This is a genomic window from Propylenella binzhouense, from assembly GCF_009866965.1.
Lineage (GTDB): Bacteria > Pseudomonadota > Alphaproteobacteria > Rhizobiales > Afifellaceae > Propylenella > Propylenella binzhouense.
The window spans coordinates 1-4,199 of record NZ_SPKJ01000172.1 but is presented as its reverse complement, the minus strand read 5'-3'; the positions used below and the strand labels follow the sequence as shown (position 1 = coordinate 4,199).

Here is a 4,199-nt window from a genome sequence, read left to right as displayed (position 1 = left end):
CGCCGAGCCGGCCGGGGCGCCGCCCGAGCAGCCCGCGGCCGCGGAGGCCGGACCGGCGGAGGCGGAGGCCGCGCCGAAGCCGAAGCGGCGCAGGACCCGCGCCAAGATCGTCGACGTGGGCGAGGCCGAGCAGGACGGCGGAACCCGCGACGGGGAAGCGGCGCTGGCGGCGTTTCCCGACCGCTGAGACGCTTCGCGAGGGCCGGTCCGGGACCGGCCCGTTTCCGTTTCGGGCCCGTCCGGCGGGGCCTCCGGCACCCGGCCGGCACCCGGCCGGATTGCGCGAGATCAACGCGGCGGACCGCGCCGGGTCCAATATCGGCCAGGGTCGCTCCGAGGCCGTTGCGTTGCAGAATCGTCACACCATATCAGGCGCACGGCCGCCGTCAGGGGCCGGTTTCAGGGTGCCGCGCCGATGCTTCGGGTCGGGACGGCAGACCAGAAGGGGTGACGCATGAACTTCGAGAAATATACCGATCGCGCCCGCGGCTTCGTCCAGTCCGCGCAGACCTATGCGCTTGGGCAGGGACACCAGCAATTCACGCCGGAGCATCTCCTGAAGGTGCTCCTGGACGATCCCGAAGGCTTGGCATCGGGCCTCATCGAGCGCGCCGGCGGCCGGCCGCGCGATGCCGCGCTCGCAGTCGATGCCGCGCTCGCGCGCGTCCCGAAGGTGTCCGGCGGGTCCGGCCAGCTCTATCTCGCCCAGCCGCTCGCCAAGATCTTCGCGACCGCGACCCAGATCGCCGAGAAGGCGGGCGACAGCTACGTGACGGTCGAGCGGCTCCTCCTCGCGCTCGCGATGGAAAAGGATGCCGGCACCGCGCAGATCCTCGCCAATGCCGGCGTGACCCCGACCGCGCTCAACCAGGCGATCAACGAGATCCGCAAGGGCCGCACGGCCGACACGGCGGGCGCCGAGCAGGGCTACGACGCGCTCCGCAAATATGCGCGCGACCTCACCCAGGAGGCGCGCGACGGCAGGCTCGACCCGGTGATCGGCCGCGACGAGGAGATCCGCCGCACCATCCAGGTCCTTTCCCGCCGCACCAAGAACAACCCGGTGCTGATCGGCGAGCCGGGCGTCGGCAAGACGGCGATCGTGGAGGGCCTCGCCCAGCGGATCGTGAACGGCGACGTGCCGGAGAGCCTGCGCGACAAGAAGCTGATGGCGCTCGACATGGGCGCGCTCATCGCCGGCGCGAAATATCGCGGCGAGTTCGAGGAGCGCCTCAAGGCGGTGCTCTCCGAGATCCAGGCCGCCGAAGGCACGATCATCCTCTTCATCGACGAGATGCACACGCTGGTCGGCGCCGGCAAGGCAGGCGAGGGGGCGATGGACGCCTCCAACCTCCTGAAGCCGGCGCTCGCCCGCGGCGAGCTGCACTGCGTCGGCGCGACCACGCTCGACGAGTACCGCAAGCACGTCGAGAAGGACGCCGCGCTGGCGCGCCGCTTCCAGCCCGTCTTCGTCTCCGAGCCGACGGTGGAGGACACGATCTCCATCCTGCGCGGCCTCAAGGAGAAGTACGAGCTGCATCACGGTGTGCGGATCACCGATTCGGCGATCGTGGCGGCGGCGGTGCTCTCCAACCGCTACATCACGGACCGCTTCCTGCCGGACAAGGCGATCGACCTCGTCGACGAATCCGCCTCGCGGCTGAGGATGCAGGTCGATTCGAAGCCCGAGCACCTCGACGAGCTCGACCGGCGCATCATCCAGCTCAAGATCGAGCGGGAGGCGCTGAAGAAGGAGACCGACCAGGCCTCGCAGGACCGGCTCGTCCGGCTCGAGCGCGAGCTCGCCGAGCTCGAGGAGGAATCGGCCGGGCTCACCGCCAAATGGCAGGCCGAGAAGGAGAAGCTCTCCGCCGCGCAGAAGCTGAAGGAGCAGCTCGACCAGGCCCGCACGGACCTCGAGCGCGCGCAGCGCCACGGCGACCTCGCCAGGGCGGGCGAGCTCGCCTATGGCGTGATCCCGGATCTGGAGCGGAAGCTGAGGGAGGCCGAGGCCGCCGACCGCGCCGCCGGCATGGTGGAGGAGGCGGTCACACCCGACCATATCGCCTCCGTCGTCTCGCGCTGGACCGGCATCCCGGTCGACAAGATGCTCGAGGGCGAGCGCGAGAAGCTGCTGCGGATGGAAGATGAGATCGGCCGCCGCGTCGTCGGCCAGGCCGAGGCGGTCCACGCCGTGTCCACCGCGGTCCGCCGCTCGCGCGCCGGGCTGCAGGACCCGAACCGGCCGATCGGCTCGTTCATGTTCCTGGGCCCGACCGGCGTCGGCAAGACCGAGCTCACCAAGGCGCTCGCCGACTATCTCTTCGACGACGAGACCGCGATGATCCGGATCGACATGTCGGAATACATGGAGAAGCACTCCGTGGCCCGGCTGATCGGCGCGCCTCCGGGCTATGTTGGCTACGAGGAGGGCGGCGCGCTGACGGAAGCCGTGCGCCGGCGCCCGTACCAGGTGATCCTGTTCGACGAGATCGAGAAGGCCCACCCGGACGTCTTCAACGTGCTCCTGCAGGTGCTCGACGACGGCCGGCTGACCGACGGCCAGGGCCGCACGGTGGACTTCCGCAACACGCTGATCGTGATGACCTCCAATCTCGGCGCCGAATATCTGGCGGCGCTCCGCGAGGACGAGGACGTCGATGCGGTCCGCGACCAGGTGATGGCGGTCGTGCGCTCGAACTTCCGGCCCGAGTTCCTGAACCGTGTGGACGAGATCATCCTTTTCCACCGGCTGAAGCGGAACCAGATGGAGACGATCGTCGAGATCCAGCTGGAGCGGCTCAGGAAGCTGCTGGAGGACCGCAAGATCGCCATCGAGCTCGACCAGAGCGCCACGCACTGGCTCGCCGAGAAGGGCTACGACCCTGCCTATGGCGCGCGCCCGCTGAAGCGGGTGATCCAGAAGCAGGTGCAGGACCCGCTCGCGGAGAAGATCCTCTCCGGCGAGGTGAAGGACGGCGATACCGTCGCGGTCTCCGCCGGGACCGACCGGCTCCTGTTCCGGAGCGTGCACAGGCCCGAGGCGCAGGCGGCCTGAGCTTTACGGCATGTGCGATCGACGGGGGGCGGCCTGCGGGCCGCCCTTCTTTTGTCGCTTCCATCCTCTCGCGGCCGGGACCAAGAGCTCGGCTGGGACACCCGCGACGGTACCGGCATGCGGGCGGTCCGTGCGGAAGGGCCGCTTCCGGATTGCGTCGCGGCGGCGGGCCGTGCGAAGTGCCGGCGAAGACTAAGTCCGGCCGATTGCGTTTCCGGGGCCCCTCATGCAACTCGCCGCCATCAACATCTATCCCGTGAAGGGCGCGCGCGGCATTCCGCTCGCGAGCGCGGCGCTGGAGCCGCGCGGGCTCGCCGGCGACCGCCGCTGGATGCTCGTCGACCCGAACGGGCGGTTCATCTCGCAGCGCGAGTTCCCGCGGCTCGCGCTTCTCGGCGTGGCGCAGACGGAAACGGGGCTGCGGCTCTCGATGGGGGGCGAGGCGGTCGACGTGGCGATGCCCGGGCCCGGCGCGCCGGCGATCGCCGCGACGGTCTGGGGAAGCGCCGTGCCGCTCCGCGAAGCGGCCGAGGCCGCGGAATGGCTTTCCGCCCGGCTCGGCTCCGCGGTCCGTCTCGGCCACCAGCCGGAGGAGGCCCACCGTGCGGCGGACCCGGCCTGGGCCGAGGGCGCCGAGGTCAGCCTCGCGGATGCCTTCCCGCTCCTCGTCGCCTCGCCGTCCTCGCTCGCCGCGCTCGAGGAGGAGGCGGGGATGGCGTTCGGGATGAACCGCTTCCGGCCGAACCTCGTGATCGAGGGCGCGCCCGCCTGGGCGGAGGACGGCTGGGCGCGCCTGCGCGTCGGGCCGGTCGAGCTCGCGCTCGTGAAGCCGTGCACGCGCTGCACGGTCACGACCGTCGACCAGGCGCGCGGAGAGGTCGCCGGTGACGAGCCGCTTGCGACGCTCCGGCGCATCCGCATGTCGGATGACCGGCGGCTGGCGGGCGTTCTCTTCGGCTGGAACGCGATCCCGCACGGCCTCGGCACGCTCCGCGTCGGCGACCCGGTCGAGATCCTGGAGACGCGGGCCGGCTGGCCGCTGCGGACCCGTCCGGCGCCCGGCGCAGCCGCCGCGGCCGGGCGGGCCTGAGCGCTCACGCCTTCTGCGGGCCCGCCTGCTCCCTCGGAACGGGCGGCGCCT

2 protein-coding genes and 1 pseudogene are annotated in these 4,199 nt (G+C 71.4%); all 3 read left to right on the top strand.

All coding sequences use genetic code 11. The features are described 5' to 3' along the window. Window positions 1-187: pseudogene (locus E4O86_RS22375) on the top strand (hypothetical protein); the annotation flags it as partial. Between the two features lie 267 nt (window positions 188-454). Then, on the top strand, window positions 455-3,058 hold the full coding sequence (gene clpB / locus E4O86_RS22370) for an ATP-dependent chaperone ClpB (RefSeq protein ID WP_161142756.1): 2,604 nt from the start codon (window positions 455-457) through the stop codon (window positions 3,056-3,058). A gap of 226 nt (window positions 3,059-3,284) precedes the next feature. Then, on the top strand, window positions 3,285-4,148 hold the full coding sequence (locus tag E4O86_RS22365) for an MOSC domain-containing protein (RefSeq protein ID WP_161142755.1): 864 nt from the start codon (window positions 3,285-3,287) through the stop codon (window positions 4,146-4,148). The last annotated feature ends 51 nt before the right edge of the window (window positions 4,149-4,199 follow it).

Coding starts and splice junctions, on each gene's coding strand:
- clpB (WP_161142756.1), top strand. CDS start 455: ATGAACTTCGAGAAATATACCGATCGCGCCCGCGGCTTCGTCCAGTCC.
- E4O86_RS22365 (WP_161142755.1), top strand. CDS start 3,285: ATGCAACTCGCCGCCATCAACATCTATCCCGTGAAGGGCGCGCGCGGC.